The organism is Methanosphaera cuniculi, assembly GCF_003149675.1.
Taxonomy (GTDB): domain Archaea; phylum Methanobacteriota; class Methanobacteria; order Methanobacteriales; family Methanobacteriaceae; genus Methanosphaera; species Methanosphaera cuniculi.
The window spans coordinates 152,513-171,883 of sequence record NZ_LWMS01000031.1 but is presented as its reverse complement, the minus strand read 5'-3'; the positions used below and the strand labels follow the sequence as shown (position 1 = coordinate 171,883).

The following is a 19,371-nucleotide window of genomic DNA, read 5'->3' as shown; positions in this document are numbered from 1 at the left end:
TTTATGATCCACCAACAATAGGTGTAAGTCCTAACATTATTTCATATGCAGGATATTCACGACTTTCAAGTAATCCTTCTTCTTTCCACATATCAAGTATTAATCTACGATTTTTTGGCTCTGATGGATTTAATTTCTTGTTTTGAAGTTCATTATTCATTTGTATTGATACTTTTCGTTCTAGTTCTGGTGAAATTTGGTCGTAGATTTCTTGTTTAGATAGTTTTGGTATATCATCAGGTTTAGTTTTTTGTACTTCTTGAACTGGTTTAGTATTCTTAGGTGTTGTTGTTTTACTTGTTTTTGTTTGTTTTGCACAGTCTACAGCATCAGGTTCTACAATATCAAGGAATAACATGTAAAGGTATCGTCGTGCATAAGTGATTGTTTTTCCTAGATTTTGTATTTGTTGATTAATATTATCAGGACAATCATCAGTAAGTTGAATACTGAATTTAAAGTCTATACTACGTCCTGTTTCAATATCTACTACTTGCATTGTAGCAGTATTATTTGTAACATCTGTAAGTGTTAGTAATCCAAGTTCATTACAGATACCATCTGCTACAGGCACTATATCATCAAGTGTGTAGTACTTGAATTTGTGAAAGCGGTTAAATCCACTTTTTTGTACTCCACTTTCAAGATACATGGTACGTGCTTGTTTTACTTTTTGGAAGAGTTGTATTTCTGCTTTTTTTCCTTCTATTATACAATTATCAAGTGTCATTTTATTTCATTCCTATATTAGTTATAAAAAAAATTTATTAAATAAAAAATATGGGGGTTAGTATTCTTTTAAGGGCTCATCCCAGAATTGATCATCATAAAGACATAATTTATCATGATAACATAAATTATTCATACATGCAAAGTATTTACTTATACGTCTACTTTTTTCACAAAGTTTACCAAAAGCACATCGTACTTCATCAATTGTAATACTACATAATTCTTTTTTAATGTCTATAGTTTCAGGATTATACGTGAAATCCTGGTAGATATGTCCACGTGTATAATTTACATCAGTAAATCCTTTGTATCTTAGTATTAATGCCATTAGCAGAGCATCACCAGTATCATATGTGTGAATATGATATGTATCATCATTTTCATCATGTTCCATATTGTACCTTGAAAGATGTGTTTTAAAGTCACGTGCAATTAATGGTTCGTTGTAGTATAATTGTTGGAAGAGTTCTGCTACTACTTCATTGGATAAATGTCGTAGTTGTTCTTTCAGTGTATTTAATGGTATTCCATGTATTATGAGAGTATTGGAATTAACATAGGTAACATTGTCTTTTTGATTCATATAAGCTGTTAGTATTGTATAAGCAATTACTCCCACGTTTCTATGAGTGTTAATTATGCAAATATTGTTTGTACGGTCAACTTCATCAATTTTTACTTCAGTATCCATCATTTCTTGTAAATCCATGCAAGGGCACTGGATCATACTTTCTTTATACAACATATATATCACCAAATCCAATTATTTCAATAATCTTAATATAATCAGGCTTATTATCAATGTGTATACAATGATATTCATCGTCTTTACAATATTGGATAGCTTTATTGTTCATGTTAAATTTGCCATGAATCTTATTCCCATTATTTAAGGTTATTTTAATATCCATTAAATTATTCATTGTAATCCTAACTCCTTTTCATCTTCATTAATTTCTTCACGTAGTAAATCCATCATATTTTTAAGTTCTGCACAATGTTCTCGTAGATCATCACGTATTTTTTCAATTTCTATTAAATCTTCAATTAGAACTCTACGTTGATTTTGAAGAAATTCTGTGGAACGTGTACATCCTCCATTAAGGTCAGATTCAATGATTCCAACTGCTTGAGTTGATGTTAATCCACTTTTGTTAATGATATTTTTTGTATCACTTGTTATTCTAGCTCCGAATGATTCTTTTTTCAAATTTGTTTTCAATTTTCACATCTCCATTATTTTGAACTATTTTTGCATTTAATAAATCTTGTATGTCTTGATGGTACTTCTTAGGCGTAACTTTTTCTTTCTGGACGTATTTATCATAATTTTCAAGTGCTTCCCAGTATTTTTCGGGGATGGCTTTCATTATTTCACAAGGATTAACATTGTAATTCTTAGATACATCAGTTAATACACATTCATGTGCTTTACGAACAAATCCTTTTTGACTTGCTTCATATTTTGCACGAAGAGGTTGTTTTACACGTTCTACTGCTTCATTGAATCGTGTATCTTTTGCAATTTGTACTTCTTCTGCAGATACTTTTATTGCTTCAAGTTGTGTGTCAAGGTTATTGATTTGTTGTTTTCTCATCTGGACTAACTCAGTTGTTTTTTCAAGTCGTTTTAGTGTTTTATTGTAGAGTTTTTCTATTTTTTTTAGTTGATTTTGTTTGTTTTTAATCCGTTTTTGTAATTTTTTCTCCATTCCACGTGGATTGATGTGGATTTGGTTTTCTTCTATGTTATCTAGTATTTCTAATAATTTTTCTAGTCCACTTCCTACATTGTATCCATAATCATACAGTTTCTTTTTGTCTTCTTCACTTAGTCGTCCTGTTACTCCTTTTTTTGCCATAATATTATACGCTCCTTAAAGTAAAATCATGATATGTTTTAGGAGATATCCTATGAATATTGCTCCTAGAAACATTGCCACATATTCGTATAGCTTTATAAAATGTATCCTACCAGACTTCCTATGAATACTAGAATGAATGTTATAGCATATGCTATCATTGTTGATTCTTCTATGTGTGGTTCTACAGGGCTGAATTCATATTCATTTTGTACTTTATTTAATCGTGGTTTATTCTGCATTTTTCACTTGCTCCATTTTTTTGAAATGTATTTATGAAATTACAAGTGTGCATTTGAAAAAAAGTAATAGAATTATTCATTTATAGTAAAAAAAAGAGTGATAATTTATTTTTTAGATACTATAATTTATAAAAAAAAATGATAAAAAATAGAGTTATTTTGATATTAAAATATTAAATACTTTTCAAAAGCATTTATTTTATGGTATACAAGGAGTTATTTTTTTTGTTCTTAAATATAATTGTCAGTCATTTATTTTTTTTTGTAAATATGGATAGTGGATTCTTATATTCCTACTTCTCATTTTACTTTAAAGTTTCTTGACTGTACATTATACAAAAAAATATATACATAATATATAACAAAAATAGTACATGAGGTGTATGGCTACAATTTATTTGTATTTCCTACATCATTGATAATCATTAATGACTTATTGAAACTATATTTTTGTTATAAATATAAAAAATATACTTCTTGTAAGGTATATGATAATTTGAGGAAAAATAAATAAATAGTTGAATTATCAAAATTTCCTAAGTCCTGATAAATCGACTTGATGATGTTTTATGTTTTTCTTCAAATTATAATTAATGATTTTTTGATTAAGTTAAATAATATCAAAATATCATTCTTTTTATCTATTATTTTTAATAAAGTATTAATATGCTCTTTTTTTTATTAATTTTAAATGTTTTCCATTGACTTTTTATTTTTTTTAATAGCTAATTAGATGGAAAGTAATTCCCCTTATTGCTATTTTTTGATATTTTTTACAAAGAATAGTGATTAGTGGGTAAGTAATACCTTCTAATTAATATTTTCTTTTACATACTTTATATATTTTTTTCATATGCTTTTTGTAATTTCTATATTATATTATAATATCCATACTATATAAATGTTTTGGTTAAAAGTAGTGTCAAAAAGAAGAATATCTAAAAAAATCAACTAAACTTTAACACAACATTCAATTAAACCAACATCACCAGATACAAAATCACACTTCTCCAAAAATACAATAAATTCAAGATAAGAAACATTATCAAGACACGGGAATATTGATTTAGGCAATGCAATCAAAAAACCTCCACGCTTATTTATAACACGACGACGTGCATAAATAATATCATCATCTGGACAAACATTAGTTAAATAAATATTATTATCATGCAGATACCAATATAAAACAATATCATTATCAAATAACTTAACAATACTTTCTGGTAAATTTGTACGATAATTTACATAATGAATATTCTCACCAGAACTATTTTGTTTAATTGTTTTTGATGAATAAATTTTAGAATAAGTACATGTAATCATACCATCATCTGTAGTTATTATTTTATCCATAAAAATAAAAGTCCTCCCAATTTAAATTAATCAATAGTTACACTAATTTCTCCCTTTTTCCCTGTAAAGAAATCTGTATTATCTGGATTTAATATGAATGTTATATTATTACATCCAGGGAATAATTTAGTAATATTAATAGGTACATTTAATTTACTGGATGTATTACTGATTTTAGTTAATGTTGTAGGAAATGATTCATATATTCCACCAGGTGAATGACTTGTAAGGTATATCCTGTTATTTTTAATGTAAAAATATAATATATTTTCTTCTGGTTGTAAATATTCTGTTAATACGTGTGGTAGTATTGTATCATAATGTGTGTATTTTTTTGTTCCATCGTGTTTTGTTTTGTATGATTCTGTTTTTAGCAGTAGTTTTTGGTGTATTTCTAGTGTTAAATGGTCTTCTTTGCGTGTGTATGTTATCATTTTGTTTTTTCATCTCCCTTTATTTTATTTATTTTATTGGGTTTAGTATTTAAATGTGTGTATTACGTATTACGGGGTAATTTTGTTTTTGTTTAACGTTTAACATTTTCTATTTTTGTTGTAAATGGATATATTGTTATTGGATAAATATTATATTGTTCGTATTTATGTAAACTATGTATTACGTATTACGATCTTAAATTTTTTTTGTTAAACGTTATACAAAAGTTATTTTATACGAATGTATCAGACAATAAGCCATGGTTCAAACTTATACGAACCATGTATTACGTATTACGATCTTAAATTTTTTTTGTTAAACGTTATACAAAAGTTATTTTATACGAATGTATCAGACAATAAGCCATGGTTCAAACTTATACGAACCATGTATTACGTATTACGAAGTAACATGAAAAATGTAAAACGTTATACAAAATATATTTTCCACGAAAGTATCTAGGAGTTTGGCACAGGAATTAAATTATATTATCTATATTTTATATTACATTAAATTATATGATACATATTATCTTTTACCTATTATTTATACTTAACTATAATTTATATATGTGTTTTAAAACAGCGAATAATATGTCAAACAAACAAAACAAGCCCGCACTGATGAAATAACTATTTTTTAATAATGAAATATTACATGAAATATAAATAATATTAAATGTGTTTCTGCTGTACATCTTCGGAGAAATTATAAAATGTTTAACGTTTTACAAAAAATTATTTGGTTTGTAATACGTATTACATATTTCGTATTTTATAGAACTATTATTATATGTTTATGATATGCAGTAGATACATTTGGAAGATTTCAAAAATGTATAACGTATTACAAAAAAATAACAGCAGCGTAATACGTAATACATAATTCGTATAACAACAAACAATAAATAATGTAAAAAATTGATAAAGTCAAAAAATATATTAAAAAAAATAGAAAATTTATTTATTTAGATTCATATTTAATCTCTGTACCATTTGGATACATAATCTTAGTAATTACATTAGCATTATTATTAGCACCAACAGTTTGGTTAGTCTTATACTCTGCTACGAAAGGTTGTCCTTCAAAATCAAATTCATTGACGCCTTTTTTATCATGAAGCCATAAATTATACTCTTTTTTAACATTTGAACTGATTGTTATAAGATCTTCAAATTCATACATATTCATATAATAACTTTCTTTATCTTTAGTTATGGATAAAGGATATTCATTATTTTCTCCTGCAGGCGTATCTGTCCCGTACATTACCATTGTTTCATTTCCTGTGAAGTTTATTGTTTTTACATCTTCATTGTCTCCAAATAGCCATGCACTTGCACTTGATATTGATAGAAGTGTTATTATGGATATTAGGAGTACTGTATATAGTTTCTTGTTCATTTTATCTTTGACTCCTTTAAGTTTTATTTATTTTATAATTATATATACTTGATTGAACATTATATATATTTTAGTATAATTATTATCCAAAGTATTATATAATAATATGTAGTATAACATATTAATGGAGGCACACATATTATGAGTATAACATATAAGACAACATCAACTGGAACAAATATAATATACAGACATCAAATATATCCTACTCAAAATATATATAAAGACAAAATATACAAAGGATACGAAACTTACATACCAAGAAGCCTAATTGAATACATGAATACAAATACAATACATATATATATCCAAGATGAAGAATATAGAATATCACCAGTTACACCAACAACACTAGAAAAATATCATACAATAAAAATTAAACAAAATAATATGATAAACATACCAATTAGTATAATTCCTGATAATGCAGATCATATTATATATACATTAAATATGAATAAAGTTGATATAAATACTGGACGGCTTGGAGAAATAACATTAAAAATTATAGGAGATGACAATACAATATGAATATCCAAATACAAGATGGAAAACCTATAGCAACATATACATATAAAATAATGGAAAATAAGATCCGACAAAAAAACAAAAATGGTGAAACAAAAATATTCACTAGTTATAAAGTAAGTATTCCTAAAGAATTATTAGAAGTGGTCAGTGATAATTTAGTAACTTATATCTATGAAAGAAATGGACATACATATATGACTTGTTGTGAACCTGATACTCTTACTCCTTACATGAAACGAAAAATATATCCTATTCCTAATGGTTATACTTTTACATTGCCGAAGAAGTTATTTAATTTAGGCAGTGAAAATGATTGTTGTGAATATATTTTGTATTTGTCTGAATTTGATGTTTTTTGTAAGGATAATGTTTTGGTTGAAATTATTGTTAAATAATTTTTTAATTTTTTTATAATAAAATTTACTTTTATAATTTTTAAACAAAAACATTTATATACTAGTTAAACTATATTATTATATAGAAAAATAAAACCTAAAAGGAGACATATCAAAAATGGAATCAAAACAAAAAATAATACAAAACATAAATCCAGACACTGAAAAAAATCAATTTATAAAAGATTACATTGAAAAAACACAATTCCAGCCACAAATTCAAAATGGAATTAAAGAATTCATAGAACATCATAAAAAAGAAATAGAAAACACACCAATTGAATATCCGGTTACTGAAACTCAAATTAATCATGTTAGACTATTGTTAGATAAAATAAGAGTAGCTAAAATAGATTCTGAATTATGTGATTCATTTGTAAATGATGTTCAATTTATTGATTTAATGGATATAGAATCAATTAAATATAATATCAGAGAACTTAACTGGTTCTATGAATTATATGTACCGTATTGTAAAATTTAGTAATAATATATTTTTATTACCAAATTTACTTTTATAATTTTTAAACAAAAACATTTATATACTATAAAAAATATAATAATAAATACAAAACTAAAGGAATGAACAAAAATGGAAACAAAACAAAAATTTGAATTTATAAACAATATGACAAACAAAATAGGAAAAATAAACACTCAACTAATAAACATATCAGAAACACTAAACACACACCCAGATGAAAAAACAATAACAATATACAACGATGCACTAGAATACATGGAACAACTAGACCAAAAACTAGACACATGCAGAAGAGAACTAGAACCTGAAAAATATGAACTAATTGACACATTCAGAAAACAAACATATAGGTTCGGAAGTATTAAACATGGAATAAAAGAATTCATACAATCACAAAAAAACAACCAACAACTATTAGAACCACAATTAAAAGAATACAAAAGAATACAAGAAAACTTAGAAAAATCAACACATATGGATATGGAATACTATGATGAAATAACCAACAAGGTTGAATTAGTTGAGGAACATATACAAATATGTGAAAGTTGTATCAGTGAATCAAAAGTAGACATGGAGATTTGTGAAATGATAGAAGAAGAATGTGAATATCTGGAAGAATACAGTATACAAGGAATTCAAGATATGTATGATCGTTTCATTAATTTATGTGAAGATTATGTAGCATTTTATGGATTAAGTGAAGATAATTGGTGGTAATTTTTAATTACACATTTATTTTTATAATTTTTAAACTAAAAAATATATTATGGAGAAAATGAAATGAATAGAAAGGAAATAATACAAAATATTGAAAATAAAATACCCCTCATACCATCAATACAAAACACATTAAATGATATGACAACATATGCAGAAGAAAACATACAACAATATGAAAAACAATTAAACAACTTAAACAAACAATTAGCAACATTAAACAATGAAATAGATAAGAAACCAGATAACATAGGTATTAAAATAAAAAAAATGAAAATAATCATGAAAAAAGCAACTCCGGAAAAAGCAATTCAATTTCATAAAACAATTTTATTTGAAAATATAGAACTTCGAAATATCTGTCATTCAATACAGGAAATGAGTAAGAAATTAAATTCATTTGATGATGAAGAGCTTGAAAATTTACATAATTTCTTAGAATATTTATGTATAGAATATGTACAAGAGTATACTTTATAAATAATTTTATTTTTATAATAAATAAACTAAAACATTTATATACTAAGAAAAATATATTAAGTAATAGAAACAAAAAAACAAAAAGGAGACAAAATACAAAATGAAACAAATCACCCAACGAAATATAGACCACACATGCCATGAAATACTCATGGCAATAAAAAACAAATGCGAAGGAGAACAACTAACACAAGAAGAAATAAACCGCTACAACAAAGCAGTAGATGACTTCGCCGTAAACTGTGAATCATACAATACAGGAGAACGAAAAGAAATAGTACAAAAAATACTCCCAGACACAAAAATCGATGAAATAGCAGCAAAAGTACAAGGACAAACATTCAGAGAATACCGAAAAACACTACCAAAAATAATAACACCAATACTACTAGAAATCCATGATGCAATCAAATATGCAGAAATCCAAAACCTACCACCCGAAAATGAAGAATTAGAACTGGTAGAAGTAGAACAAGGAATATACCAATTCAACAATAGAACATCATATGAACTATGGACACTAATAAAAGACTACTTCACATGGAACAAAGAATATGATGGATGGACATGCACCAGAGAACATGCAAAAATCATATCTGAAAAATACAACATTCAAACAACACAATAGGAGATGAAACAACAATGGAATTAAAAATAATACCTTTTAAATTAAGCATAAACGAAGCAGAATTAGAATATAAAGTATACATCAACAATTATGGAAGTATAAACGATGTAGAAGCAAGACACCCAGAAACCGGAGCATGGGACGGAACACCCCTACTAGGATGGACAAGCAACAACAAACAAGACTACCTAACACTTGAACACTGCAGAGACCAAGACAACACAGACTTTTACAATACACTAATAAACAATGAAAACAACACATTCGAATACAAATACACAGACCTCACAGGAACATACACTATACAAGTAGAGCGTGAATAATCATGCCAAAAATATACACAGGTGAAGATGTACTAACCGCTGCACGTAAACGGTTAGAATTCATCTTCAACGAATTTGACAACGTATGCCTCAGCCTAAGTGGTGGTAAAGATAGTAGTGTAATGGTACAACTAGCAGACAAAGTAGCACAAGAAATGGGCGTAAAATATGATATACTCAGCATACACCTAGAAGCACAATACAAGGATACTATAGACCATATAGAATACCTACGAAGCAATATGAAATGTATTCGTGACTTCTACTGGGTATGCTTACCCCTTAGTCTTCGTAATGCAGTAAGTGTTTTTGAACCAAAATGGACATGCTGGGATGAAAACAAGAAAGACAAATGGATCTGCGAAATACCAGAAGATGCAATTACAACCGACAACAACCCCTTTCCATTCTTCTATGAAGGCATGGAATTCGAAGAATTCACACCCAAATTCGGAGAATGGTACACCAACACACACAATGGAAGTTGTTGTCAAGGAGTAGCTATCCGATCTGATGAAAGCCTTAACCGTTTTCGTACTATTATATCCACAGCTAAAAACACATACAAGGATAAACAATGGACTACTCAACTAAAAATCAATGGAAAACCAGTAGACATATACAACTTCTACCCAATCTATGATTGGAGTACACGTGACATCTGGGGAGTAGTAGAAAAATACGACTGGCAATACAACCAAGTATACGAAAAACTATGGAAAAACGGTGTAGGAATACACAGCCAAAGACTATGTCAATTCTTCGGAGATGACCAAAAAGGAGGACTAGACCAGATAAGAGTAATTGAACCTGAAACATGGGAACGTGCATTACAACGATTAGCAGGTGTTAATTTTGGTAACATCTACGCCCGTACATCATTACTAGGAAATATTAAGAGTGAAAAACCCGAACACATGACATGGCAAGAATACAGCGTATTTCTACTTGAAAGTTTAGGATTATATGCACCTGAGTTACGTGATCATTATGTACGAAAAATACAGAAATTCCTTACATGGCATGAAGAACATAATGGAGTAAAAATAGAAGATATCCCAGATACTGCTGATAAAAAATTAGAATCACAAAAAAAGGTAGCAAGTTGGAGACGTGTAGCAAGAGCAATAGAACGTAATGATTTTTGGATGAGTAGATTATCTTTTGGTGAAACAAAACGAGACAAAGAATTATTACTAGAAATGAAAGAAAAGTATAAAGGAAATTTAATTAAAGAAGAAAATACAAATAGTAAACCTTTAAAACGTGTTGCTAAGGAGTTGAACTTATAAAATGATAGAAGACACTATTAAACAATTAAAAAAAGAACTAAATGATATAGATAACATCGACGAAAAAGTAGAAAAAATAAACATGATAAACAAGGAAATTGCAGAGTGCATGCCATTTGATGAACCAATCAGTCATGTTCAATGGATACAAGGAGATCAAATAGAAGCTAATGAATACAATCCAAACAAAGTAGCAACACCAGAAATGAACTTATTATATGAATCAATACGGGTTGATGGATATACACAACCTATAGTAGCATATAAAAAAGAAGATGGATATGAAATAGTGGATGGTTTCCACCGTAACCGTGTAGGAAAGGAACATGAAGATATCAAAGAACGATTACATGGATACTTACCATTAACTGTGATTGATAAACCATTAGATGAAAGAATGGGTAGTACTATCAGGCATAACAGAGCAAGAGGAACTCATCAAATACGTAGTATGAGTGATATAGTAATAGAATTATCTAGTGAAGGATGGAGTGATGATCGTATCTGTAAGAGTCTTGGTATGGAAATGGATGAAGTACTACGATTAAAACAGATTAGTGGACTTAAAAAAGCATTCAGTAATCATAAATTTAGTAAGTCATGGACTGAGTTTATTAGTAAAACATATGATGAATAAGAAGCTTTAACCACCCAATATACTACTTTTTTTAGATGAATATTCCATGATGATTTTCCAGTGTATCAAATTCAGGGTCATTAAATGTAACAAATCTTATCTTATCCCATCCTTCATAATCACCCATTAAATCATAACTACTAGGATAATTTAACTTATTTTTAATAATATAAGCCCATATATCATCAACTGTTAATTTAAGTAATGGATAACAACAATCATTCATAAAATAATCAGTATATGTTTGTCGACGATTACATGATTCTTGTTGTCTAATACCTATAAGTCCTATATCCCAGCCATATTTATCTTTATTTTCTGCAATTGTTCCAAAAAATTGTTTATATCCACTACTAGTATTTTCTCCTTTTCCTTTTCTTTTATTTACAATTAGATGCTTACAACCCATATCATGAATATTAACTAGTACTTCTTTTTCATATTTACGAGGCATAAGATCATCACCATAATCCCAATGCCATACATTAGCATCTGGATACATACTTAGTACCATATGACTTAGTACTATACTATCTTTTCCACCACTATATGCTATGTAAGGATTTTCATAATTGTTGTAGCATTTTTTTATTATTCTTCTTGCTTGTCTTATTCTTTGTTTATAATCTTCATGTCTACTATGCCAAATATAGGCTTGTTTTTGTCTACGATTCATAATAATTCTATATAACTCCATTTTAATTATTTTTTTTTAGTTGTAGTAGTATGGTTCATCACGGATCATCATTATTCTATGATCCCGGTGATGAAACATTGTTATTTTTATACGATCCGTGTCACGAATTCCTTCACGCTGAGGCTTCACATTACCCGGTGTACATGTTACATTATTAGCAGAGGACTTATTCGTCACTACTGGTTGTTCTACGTGACAGGACGTGTATGGTTTTGGTACTTCATTGTATATCATTACATTATTCATGTGTTCTATGTACATTTGCTTTAACTTCTCTGGGTTACTCTTGATATATGCTTCATGAACCATGCTTTTAGAACGTCCCTCCAGATCATCAACAATATTTGGTGGTAATCCTATATTACTTGCATAATATTTCCTCATAACATGACTTCGGAAAAAACGGAAACGTCCAACTTTACCCCATCTCATTTCATCATTTATCTTCTGAAAACGTACCTCTGATGCTCCAGGCGTAATGTTAAATAATGAATCTCCTAGTTGAATGTTACGACGGTGAATTAATACTTCAATGATACACTTTGAAGCTTCAGGACTACAGAAAGTATGATAATATTTATCCGTTTTAATCCGGCGTAGATACAATGTAGGTACAACATCATCTCTGTACCTTAATTCTTGGAGTGCTTCATGTATATCTGTTTTAGTAGTGTAATCCTTACAACCTTTAATAAAATCACCAACAGTTAAAGAAAGTGTTTCAGCCCGTGCAGTTCCACTACTACTCATGAAAAGAATAAGGGCTTTAAATTCTTGATCTGCAAGGTCGCAAGCTTGTCTTAACTGTTCCTTCGTAGGCAAATCATCATAAGTAGATTTATATGCAGAAGGCAGTTTCACATTAGGAAGGTTAGGTATTTCTATTTCGTAATGATTATAAAAAGTTTGAACTTTTGCAATATATCCTTTTATTGTTTCTGAACTATGATGTTTCGAGTTATTTATCAGGTATGATCTGTATTTGAGGAGTCTTTGTTTAATTGTACGATTCTTTTTAACATGTATAGTTTCTTCGTCATGTTGGGCTTCTTGTAGTAATTCTTGTATGGTCATCTTATGAAAATTACAATAATCCATGAGTACTGTGAGATATCCTTGAAATGTGCTTGGTGCTATATTTCTTTCTACACGTATTTGTCGTATTTCTTCTATTTTTTCGAGTTCATGACTATTTGGGTAAATGTCATCATTATTCTTTTTAATTAATCCAAAATGTTTATAAAAACGTCTTACACAACCAACATGATCATAACACGTCCTAAGACTAGGAATGGTTTTATTTAACTCCATTTTATATACTTCTAATTCATCTAATATTTCATCCGTGTTCTTCGTGGTTTTTAGTATTTCATCTAATGTATTACCAGTCCATTTCATGTATTCATCAAGACATAACCCGTAATGTCTTCGGGTTTGTTTCTTTAATCCTTTACAAAAATCATCAAACACAGTATACTTAAATGAGTCTGGGTCACGGGTTCTTTTAGAAGCTTTTTTAGGAAATACTACGCCATGTATTAGTTGGTAGTATTGTTTTATTGGCGTGAATTCTTTTCGTATTTTATCAAAGGTTTTCTTAGGGTTTTCTTCTGTCAGGTATTCTCCGTACCTGTCTAGTTCATGTTGTAGTTCATCTACTGTGAGTGGTGGTAATTTATCAATTGTTAAATTTTTATACTTTAAGTACTTGTTGAGCCCCTTGGCATATTGTTCTATTGTTCTAAATGATGTTATATTACTTTTATTTATATAGGTGATGAAAAGGGGGTTATTTAGTAATTCTTCTACTTCTTCATTCATTAGTAATCATGTACCCCCATTTTATCCTGTTGTAAAGAAACTAATACGTTTATCTCCACCATTAAGACTACATGCCTTACCAGTACCAGATTTAATATTAGCACGTGGAGTACGTCCAACAACACGTGTCCAAACACCTTGATTACCACCATTATTAGTTACACTTGTTTGATTTGATGATAAGTTAAAATTAAGTGTAGGATCATAACTTTGAGTTAATGGTGCTGGTTTTCTTTCACTACCCATTTGTGCACGTGGAGCAGGCTTAATTGTTTCAGGTGAAAGAGGTATTGCACCTATCATAACATTTCCCATACATTCTAAATATTTCTCTTTAAGCTTTTCAGGATTTGTTTTAATATATGTTTCATGTACTTTATTTTTACTTCGTCCTTCAAGTGCATCAACAAACTCTGTAGGTAGCCCGATATTACTTGCATGGAATTTTCTCAGTGCATGACTGCGGAAAAATCTGTATTTACCTACCCTTCCCCAATTTTTAGTATCATTTATACTCTGGAAAAAGTGAAGCATCGCACCGTCAGACCAATTAAATAAGGCATCATCATAGTTTACTTCTGGACGTAATAATAATTCTCTTATAATATGATATGATGCTTCAGGACTACAAAATGTATAATATTGCTTATCTGTTTTGATACGTCGAAGATGGATTGTTGGCACTACATCATTACGGTATTGTAATTCTTCCAGTATTTCTTTTAAATTTGTCTTTGTAGTATATTCCTTACATCCATTAATAAAATCACGTACTGTAAGTGATAATGTTTCAGCTCTTGCTGTTCCACTACTTGACATAAATAAGATAAGTGCCTTTCCTTTTAGATCACATAATTCAAGTGCTTCTCTTATATGATCACGTGTAGGAAGATCAAAATATGTTACTTGTCTTTCATTTTTCATTTTAACTCTTGGTAAATCAGGGATTTCTATTTCAAAGTGACTATATACTGTTTTAGTTTTACTTAGATATGTATTAATAGTTGTTCGAGTCATATTCTGTTTTATTAAAAAGGTTCTATAATCCATTAATCTTTGTTTAATTTTCCTATTTTTCATTCTGATTCCTTGTTCTTCTTCTTCTTCTGCTTCATCAACGATTTCTTTTAATGTCATATTATGAAATACTAAATACTCTTTTAACGAAGAAGAATAACATTTTATTGTATTTCGGGAAAGATTCCTCTCCTCACACATTTTCTTAAAAAGTGGATCATCATCTACATTATATGAAGGATCTTTTTCAAGAACTAATAGTTTAGGATTACCTTTTTTATTTAGTGGATAAATTTCTTTTTCAGGCTCTGGTAACTCAAAACACAAATGTTTACATAATTTTTTGACTTTTCCAACCATAATACGTACACTACTTTCAGCCATTCCATCTAAGTACATGTATCCCTGGAATTTATTAAAATATGACTTTAATAATAGGGGTGATGGATTACTTTTGATAAATTCATTAAAAGTCATTCCTATTGTATTAAGAAAATGTGAAAGTGCAGCTTTATAAGTAAGTTTGTTTTGTTTTGTTTTTATATTAAGTTCTTGACATGCTTTTTTAAAAATAGGATCATAATATATATCTAATTGCCCATTTTTATCAAATTGTGGAATTTCTTCTTTTTCATCCTCTTTTTTTGCTCTTATTTGTGCAGGGGAGGGTGTGCTTGTTTTTATTTTCTTCTTTATCCTTGAATTTAATCCATTACCAAGAGTATGTCCATTCTTTATTTTATTAAAGTGCCTGTATACTATTTTTACATGTTGTAATTTATTGTTTATAGTTTTCACTGCATAGCCGTCTTCTGATAATATATTTTCGTATTTTCGTATTTCTTCTTCTATTTCATCAGATGTCCTTTGAGAATCTAATGCTTCATCTAATGAAATATCCATAACTTCAACGTATGTTTTGAGATGATCAATGTAATTCTTTTTTGATCTCTCCCCTAAATTTCTATCATTACAAAATTTTTTAAAGTAATAATTATCTTTTATTTCATATTTTGAATTATCAATTACATTAAATGAATTATATATTTCTCTAATTTGATTAAGAGATCTTTTACGTAAATTTAATGCCATATCTTCCGTTTTAAGATTGTTTTTAAATAATTTTATTGTTTGTTTTGCTTCTTTTTCTGTCTGGTGCACCATATCATCTATTGTGATATTCATGGTTTCATGAAGCATGCTCAATACAATTTTGTAATTATGTTTTTGATAAACTTTGGTAATTCCATTTTTTTCACAGAATTCCTTAAAATATTTATTATCTTCCAGTGATTCCATTTATTCTTCCTCCATTTCATTTAATAAATCATTTTAAATATATCTAAATAATTTAATTCATTGTAGTTTTTCTATCATCCACTACTTATATTTCTTCTAATTTATCCATTGATCTAGTCCATCATCATCCTTAGATTCCTCCCCAGTACTAGTCATATAACTATCATCTTTCACCGGAAAAGGCGGTTTAATTCCTAATTCATTACAATATTTTAATAATTCCTTATCTATCTTCTCCATTTCAGCATCAATCCTACATATCTCATCATGTACTTCATCAAGATCTATTTCAGGTTCAGGTATAAAAGTATCTACATAACGTGGAATATTCAAATTAAAATCATTTTCTATTATTTCATCCATAGAAGCAAGATAAGAATATCTTTCAATCTCTTCACGATTAACATACGTATCGACAATCTTATCCACATGCTCATCTGTTAATATGTTTTGTTTTTTTCCTTTTTCAAATTCCTCTGAAGCATCAATAAATAATACAGGTTCATCAAGGCTACGATTCTTCTTCATCACATAAATCATAGTTGGTATACCAGTACCATAAAACAAATTAGCAGGTAAACCTATAACTGCATCTAAATAATTCTTTTCTATAATATGTTTTCTTATACTTGCCTCCCCACTACCCCTAAATAATACACCATGAGGTAAAACTGCTGTCATAATTCCATCATCTGCTAATAAATATAACATATGCTGTATAAAGGCATAATCTGCTTTACTTTTTGGTGCTAGTTTATCATACTCATTAAATCGTGGATCTTCTTTCAAGTACTCTTTGCTACTACTCCAATGTGCAGAGTACGGTGGATTACTTACTATTGCATCAAAACGTTCATCTAAGAATTGTGGTTCTTCAAGTGTATTTCCTTGTCTTATATCAAATTTTGTTGTAGGTACATTGTGTAACATAAGATTCATTCTTGCAAGATTATATGTTGTAGTGTTTAATTCTTGTCCCCTGTATTCTTCTACATTTGTTTCTTTACTTATTCTAAGTAAAAGTGAGCCACTTCCACATGTTGGATCATATGCTTTTTTAATAGTTTCTTTTCCATGTGATACAATACGTGCTAATATTGTACTTACTGTTTGAGGTGTATAGAATTCTCCACCTTTCTTACCAGCTGTTGCTGCAAACATACCTATTAAGTATTCATAAGCATCTCCTAGTACATCTGTTTCTGTATCTTCAAGACGGAAGTCTACTTCATCTAGTTTTAATAGTACTTTTCCTATTATGGTATTTCTTGCTTCTTTTGTTTTTCCTAGTTTTGTGGTTTCTAAGTCTAAGTCTTCAAATATATTTAATGGATCTTTTATGTCTTTATTTATACTTTCTTCTATTGCTTTTAATGATGTGTGTAATAGGTCTAGTATGTATTCATCATTGTTGACTTTATCAATTATTGACTTAAAATAATATTCCTTTGGTATATAATATCCAATTTTTTCACGTACTAGTTTTTCTTCATCTTGTCCTACTTCTTGTACTGTTTTTTCTACATTTTCTGATAAATATTTGTAGAATATGAAACTCAGCATATAACTTTTATATTCATTAGCATCCATGTGTCCACGTAGTATATCTGTTATACTCCATAGTTTGGATTCCATTACTTGTTCTGCCATTTTGTTTTGTTCCTCCTCATTTTATTTGTTTTAGAATATTATTAGGTTTCCTTATTGATGAAATTCAAAATAATACTTTGTAGATTTATCAATTAAAAAAAGAGTATGAATAGGGTGGGGAAGGTGCGAATAAATTTTTTTTTATGAATTTTGGATTTGACTATTTTATATTTCATTTTTTTTATGGATAATACTATAATGAGTATAATATAATGAAATGTATGTTTTATTTTTTACTTTCCCAAAATTAATATTGGAATTCATTTTATTTTTAACAATAATATTTAAATATATAAAGAGTTGATTTTATAAAAATAATAAAACAAAATTGTAAGCGTCTAATTATTCTAATTTCATTTTTTTTCAAAAGAAACCTGATTTTTTTTTTACAAGTAAAAAATAAACAATATTTGGTGTAATATTTTTTTTCGTTTTGGATTATTCTTTTTTTTTATTTAATTGGCATACACTAGAACCAATTCCCATAATGATTTTTCTCATTTGATTTAAAAAATCTTTTTAATGATAAATAAAAAATTAATTTATTTTTTTCGTATAAATAACATAAAATGCTAATTTGTTATGGAATATAATTTTTTAGATATTTTTTTCCTAATTTTAATTAAAGAATATTAATACTCATGTCCTTATTTTATCTTTTTGTTAATACCTAGAAAGGAAACTTATTTTTATGTAGTATAAGTATTCATTTTTTCCCTTAAACAATAATTTAGGAAAGTAAATAAATTGATTAAAACAATAATTTCATTTAAACTTATAATTTTTATATACTTCAATAAGATTATTTTATGAAAGGAGCAATTTCAAAAAAATAATATCATCCCTCAAAAAAAAGATGTACCATCATAATATTCAAATCCTTAATCCTTTTCTTCTACACCTCTTTAATTTTTTCTCCATATATTCCCCATTCCATCTTTCCTTTTTTTTGAAAGTGTTGGGTGATTCAAAGTTGGAATTTATTTTCTAATTAATACTTTCAAAAAATAAAAAAACCAATTTTTTGTTACATAATAATATGTTAATATCAAATGCCATTTTTTTTAATAACAAATCAAAAAAAAATATGAACACAAAATTATAATGTATTTTTAATTCTACTAATTTTTCATAGATTTGAATTCACAAATTCGAAGATTTCCTTAAAACCATCTTTACATTCACGTAGAGTTGTAAATTCCCTATATTCTTCAGGTGTTATAAGCCATCCATCCATGTTGCTTCGTTGGTTTTTAGCGATTTTCTCCAAATTTGTTTCCTCCAAAAATCTTAAATTTAGAACTATATATTTTAGTAAAGGGTATTAATCCCTATTAAGGTAACTTTTTTGTAATTACCTATATTA

The 19,371-nt window shown here is 28.1% G+C and carries 23 protein-coding genes; 9 read left to right on the top strand and 14 right to left on the bottom strand.

Translation table 11 applies throughout. From position 1 onward, the window contains the following. Nucleotide 1: 1 nt before the first annotated feature. From MSCUN_RS05375 to MSCUN_RS05340, 9 genes are all read right to left on the bottom strand, one after another. The gene (locus tag MSCUN_RS05375) at nt 2-730 is read right to left on the bottom strand and encodes an ERF family protein (protein WP_095608421.1); all 729 of its coding nucleotides are present in this window, start codon (nt 728-730) and stop codon (nt 2-4) included. A 57-nt stretch (nt 731-787) separates the two neighbouring features. Beyond that, nucleotides 788-1,441, bottom strand: coding sequence for a hypothetical protein (locus MSCUN_RS05370; protein ID WP_143744851.1), 654 nt, complete (start codon nt 1,439-1,441; stop codon nt 788-790). A 25-nt stretch (nt 1,442-1,466) separates the two neighbouring features. Then, the gene (locus MSCUN_RS05365; RefSeq protein WP_095608423.1) at nt 1,467-1,655 is read right to left on the bottom strand and encodes a hypothetical protein; all 189 of its coding nucleotides are present in this window, start codon (nt 1,653-1,655) and stop codon (nt 1,467-1,469) included. Beyond that, complete coding sequence (locus tag MSCUN_RS05360) at nt 1,652-1,954, bottom strand: hypothetical protein (protein WP_095608424.1); 303 nt, start codon at nt 1,952-1,954, stop codon at nt 1,652-1,654. The genes MSCUN_RS05365 and MSCUN_RS05360 overlap by 4 nt, the downstream gene beginning before the upstream one ends. Further along, a complete protein-coding gene (locus tag MSCUN_RS05355) occupies nt 1,917-2,594 on the bottom strand; it encodes a coiled-coil domain-containing protein (protein ID WP_095608425.1) in 678 nt (225 codons plus the stop codon). Before MSCUN_RS05355 ends, MSCUN_RS05360 begins: the two co-directional genes overlap by 38 nt. 95 nt (nt 2,595-2,689) lie before the next feature. Then, complete coding sequence (locus MSCUN_RS08315; RefSeq protein WP_170104061.1) at nt 2,690-2,836, bottom strand: hypothetical protein; 147 nt, start codon at nt 2,834-2,836, stop codon at nt 2,690-2,692. A gap of 951 nt (nt 2,837-3,787) precedes the next feature. Beyond that, nucleotides 3,788-4,192, bottom strand: a complete 405-nt coding sequence (locus MSCUN_RS05350) for a hypothetical protein (RefSeq protein WP_095608426.1) — start codon at nt 4,190-4,192, stop codon at nt 3,788-3,790. 26 nt (nt 4,193-4,218) lie between these two features. Further along, entirely contained in the window at nt 4,219-4,626 is a 408-nt protein-coding gene (locus MSCUN_RS05345; RefSeq protein ID WP_095608427.1) for a hypothetical protein, read from the bottom strand. A gap of 964 nt (nt 4,627-5,590) precedes the next feature. After that, entirely contained in the window at nt 5,591-6,031 is a 441-nt protein-coding gene (locus MSCUN_RS05340) for a hypothetical protein (protein ID WP_095608428.1), read from the bottom strand. Between the two features lie 141 nt (nt 6,032-6,172). Here MSCUN_RS05340 and MSCUN_RS05335 point away from each other — a divergent pair, with 141 nt between their 5' ends. From MSCUN_RS05335 to MSCUN_RS05300, 9 genes are all read left to right on the top strand, one after another. Continuing rightward, entirely contained in the window at nt 6,173-6,562 is a 390-nt protein-coding gene (locus MSCUN_RS05335; RefSeq protein WP_095608429.1) for a hypothetical protein, read from the top strand. Next, nucleotides 6,559-6,957, top strand: coding sequence for a hypothetical protein (locus MSCUN_RS05330; protein WP_095608430.1), 399 nt, complete (start codon nt 6,559-6,561; stop codon nt 6,955-6,957). Before MSCUN_RS05335 ends, MSCUN_RS05330 begins: the two co-directional genes overlap by 4 nt. 118 nt (nt 6,958-7,075) lie before the next feature. Further along, entirely contained in the window at nt 7,076-7,441 is a 366-nt protein-coding gene (locus MSCUN_RS05325; protein ID WP_095608431.1) for a hypothetical protein, read from the top strand. A gap of 108 nt (nt 7,442-7,549) precedes the next feature. Next, nucleotides 7,550-8,161 carry a hypothetical protein gene (locus MSCUN_RS05320; protein ID WP_095608432.1) on the top strand — a complete coding sequence of 204 codons (612 nt, stop codon included), beginning with the start codon at nt 7,550-7,552 and terminating at the stop codon, nt 8,159-8,161. A 63-nt stretch (nt 8,162-8,224) separates the two neighbouring features. Then, nucleotides 8,225-8,641 carry a hypothetical protein gene (locus MSCUN_RS08310; protein WP_095608433.1) on the top strand — a complete coding sequence of 139 codons (417 nt, stop codon included), beginning with the start codon at nt 8,225-8,227 and terminating at the stop codon, nt 8,639-8,641. A 100-nt stretch (nt 8,642-8,741) separates the two neighbouring features. Next, nucleotides 8,742-9,269 (top strand): hypothetical protein, encoded by a 528-nt coding sequence (locus MSCUN_RS05315; protein WP_095608434.1) that lies wholly within the window; start codon nt 8,742-8,744, stop codon nt 9,267-9,269. A 14-nt stretch (nt 9,270-9,283) separates the two neighbouring features. Then, a complete protein-coding gene (locus MSCUN_RS05310; RefSeq protein WP_095608435.1) occupies nt 9,284-9,592 on the top strand; it encodes a hypothetical protein in 309 nt (102 codons plus the stop codon). A gap of 2 nt (nt 9,593-9,594) precedes the next feature. Further along, a complete protein-coding gene (locus MSCUN_RS05305) occupies nt 9,595-10,884 on the top strand; it encodes a DUF3440 domain-containing protein (protein ID WP_095608436.1) in 1,290 nt (429 codons plus the stop codon). Nucleotide 10,885: 1 nt separating this feature from the next. Continuing rightward, the gene (locus MSCUN_RS05300; RefSeq protein ID WP_095608437.1) at nt 10,886-11,521 is read left to right on the top strand and encodes an IbrB-like domain-containing protein; all 636 of its coding nucleotides are present in this window, start codon (nt 10,886-10,888) and stop codon (nt 11,519-11,521) included. Between the two features lie 31 nt (nt 11,522-11,552). Here MSCUN_RS05300 and MSCUN_RS05295 read toward each other — a convergent pair whose 3' ends face one another. The 5 genes from MSCUN_RS05295 to MSCUN_RS08305 form a co-directional block, all read right to left on the bottom strand. Then, complete coding sequence (locus tag MSCUN_RS05295) at nt 11,553-12,197, bottom strand: phosphoadenosine phosphosulfate reductase domain-containing protein (protein ID WP_170104059.1); 645 nt, start codon at nt 12,195-12,197, stop codon at nt 11,553-11,555. Between the two features lie 36 nt (nt 12,198-12,233). Beyond that, on the bottom strand, nt 12,234-14,039 hold the full coding sequence (locus tag MSCUN_RS05290) for a hypothetical protein (RefSeq protein WP_095608439.1): 1,806 nt from the start codon (nt 14,037-14,039) through the stop codon (nt 12,234-12,236). A 21-nt stretch (nt 14,040-14,060) separates the two neighbouring features. Continuing rightward, nucleotides 14,061-16,355 (bottom strand): hypothetical protein, encoded by a 2,295-nt coding sequence (locus MSCUN_RS05285; RefSeq protein WP_109582999.1) that lies wholly within the window; start codon nt 16,353-16,355, stop codon nt 14,061-14,063. 96 nt (nt 16,356-16,451) lie between these two features. Then, on the bottom strand, nt 16,452-18,005 hold the full coding sequence (locus MSCUN_RS05280; RefSeq protein WP_095608441.1) for a type I restriction-modification system subunit M: 1,554 nt from the start codon (nt 18,003-18,005) through the stop codon (nt 16,452-16,454). Nucleotides 18,006-19,134: 1,129 nt separating this feature from the next. Then, nucleotides 19,135-19,275: a hypothetical protein gene (locus tag MSCUN_RS08305; protein WP_170104057.1), complete on the bottom strand. Its 141-nt coding sequence runs from the start codon at nt 19,273-19,275 to the stop codon at nt 19,135-19,137. Nucleotides 19,276-19,371 lie beyond the last annotated feature (96 nt).

What these genes read in the sequence shown, in the direction of transcription:
- MSCUN_RS08315 (WP_170104061.1), bottom strand. Translation starts at nt 2,836, where the DNA reads ATGCAGAATAAACCACGATTAAATAAAGTACAAAATGAATATGAATTC.
- MSCUN_RS05295 (WP_170104059.1), bottom strand. Translation starts at nt 12,197, where the DNA reads ATGAATCGTAGACAAAAACAAGCCTATATTTGGCATAGTAGACATGAA.
- MSCUN_RS08310 (WP_095608433.1), top strand. Translation starts at nt 8,225, where the DNA reads ATGAATAGAAAGGAAATAATACAAAATATTGAAAATAAAATACCCCTC.
- MSCUN_RS05320 (WP_095608432.1), top strand. Translation starts at nt 7,550, where the DNA reads ATGGAAACAAAACAAAAATTTGAATTTATAAACAATATGACAAACAAA.
- MSCUN_RS05315 (WP_095608434.1), top strand. Translation starts at nt 8,742, where the DNA reads ATGAAACAAATCACCCAACGAAATATAGACCACACATGCCATGAAATA.
- MSCUN_RS05370 (WP_143744851.1), bottom strand. Translation starts at nt 1,441, where the DNA reads ATGGATTTACAAGAAATGATGGATACTGAAGTAAAAATTGATGAAGTT.
- MSCUN_RS05340 (WP_095608428.1), bottom strand. Translation starts at nt 6,031, where the DNA reads ATGAACAAGAAACTATATACAGTACTCCTAATATCCATAATAACACTT.
- MSCUN_RS05300 (WP_095608437.1), top strand. Translation starts at nt 10,886, where the DNA reads ATGATAGAAGACACTATTAAACAATTAAAAAAAGAACTAAATGATATA.
- MSCUN_RS05355 (WP_095608425.1), bottom strand. Translation starts at nt 2,594, where the DNA reads ATGGCAAAAAAAGGAGTAACAGGACGACTAAGTGAAGAAGACAAAAAG.
- MSCUN_RS05365 (WP_095608423.1), bottom strand. Translation starts at nt 1,655, where the DNA reads ATGAATAATTTAATGGATATTAAAATAACCTTAAATAATGGGAATAAG.
- MSCUN_RS05375 (WP_095608421.1), bottom strand. Translation starts at nt 730, where the DNA reads ATGACACTTGATAATTGTATAATAGAAGGAAAAAAAGCAGAAATACAA.
- MSCUN_RS05285 (WP_109582999.1), bottom strand. Translation starts at nt 16,355, where the DNA reads ATGGAATCACTGGAAGATAATAAATATTTTAAGGAATTCTGTGAAAAA.
- MSCUN_RS05350 (WP_095608426.1), bottom strand. Translation starts at nt 4,192, where the DNA reads ATGGATAAAATAATAACTACAGATGATGGTATGATTACATGTACTTAT.
- MSCUN_RS05280 (WP_095608441.1), bottom strand. Translation starts at nt 18,005, where the DNA reads ATGGCAGAACAAGTAATGGAATCCAAACTATGGAGTATAACAGATATA.
- MSCUN_RS05330 (WP_095608430.1), top strand. Translation starts at nt 6,559, where the DNA reads ATGAATATCCAAATACAAGATGGAAAACCTATAGCAACATATACATAT.
- MSCUN_RS05345 (WP_095608427.1), bottom strand. Translation starts at nt 4,626, where the DNA reads ATGATAACATACACACGCAAAGAAGACCATTTAACACTAGAAATACAC.
- MSCUN_RS05290 (WP_095608439.1), bottom strand. Translation starts at nt 14,039, where the DNA reads ATGAATGAAGAAGTAGAAGAATTACTAAATAACCCCCTTTTCATCACC.
- MSCUN_RS05325 (WP_095608431.1), top strand. Translation starts at nt 7,076, where the DNA reads ATGGAATCAAAACAAAAAATAATACAAAACATAAATCCAGACACTGAA.
- MSCUN_RS05335 (WP_095608429.1), top strand. Translation starts at nt 6,173, where the DNA reads ATGAGTATAACATATAAGACAACATCAACTGGAACAAATATAATATAC.
- MSCUN_RS05305 (WP_095608436.1), top strand. Translation starts at nt 9,595, where the DNA reads ATGCCAAAAATATACACAGGTGAAGATGTACTAACCGCTGCACGTAAA.
- MSCUN_RS05310 (WP_095608435.1), top strand. Translation starts at nt 9,284, where the DNA reads ATGGAATTAAAAATAATACCTTTTAAATTAAGCATAAACGAAGCAGAA.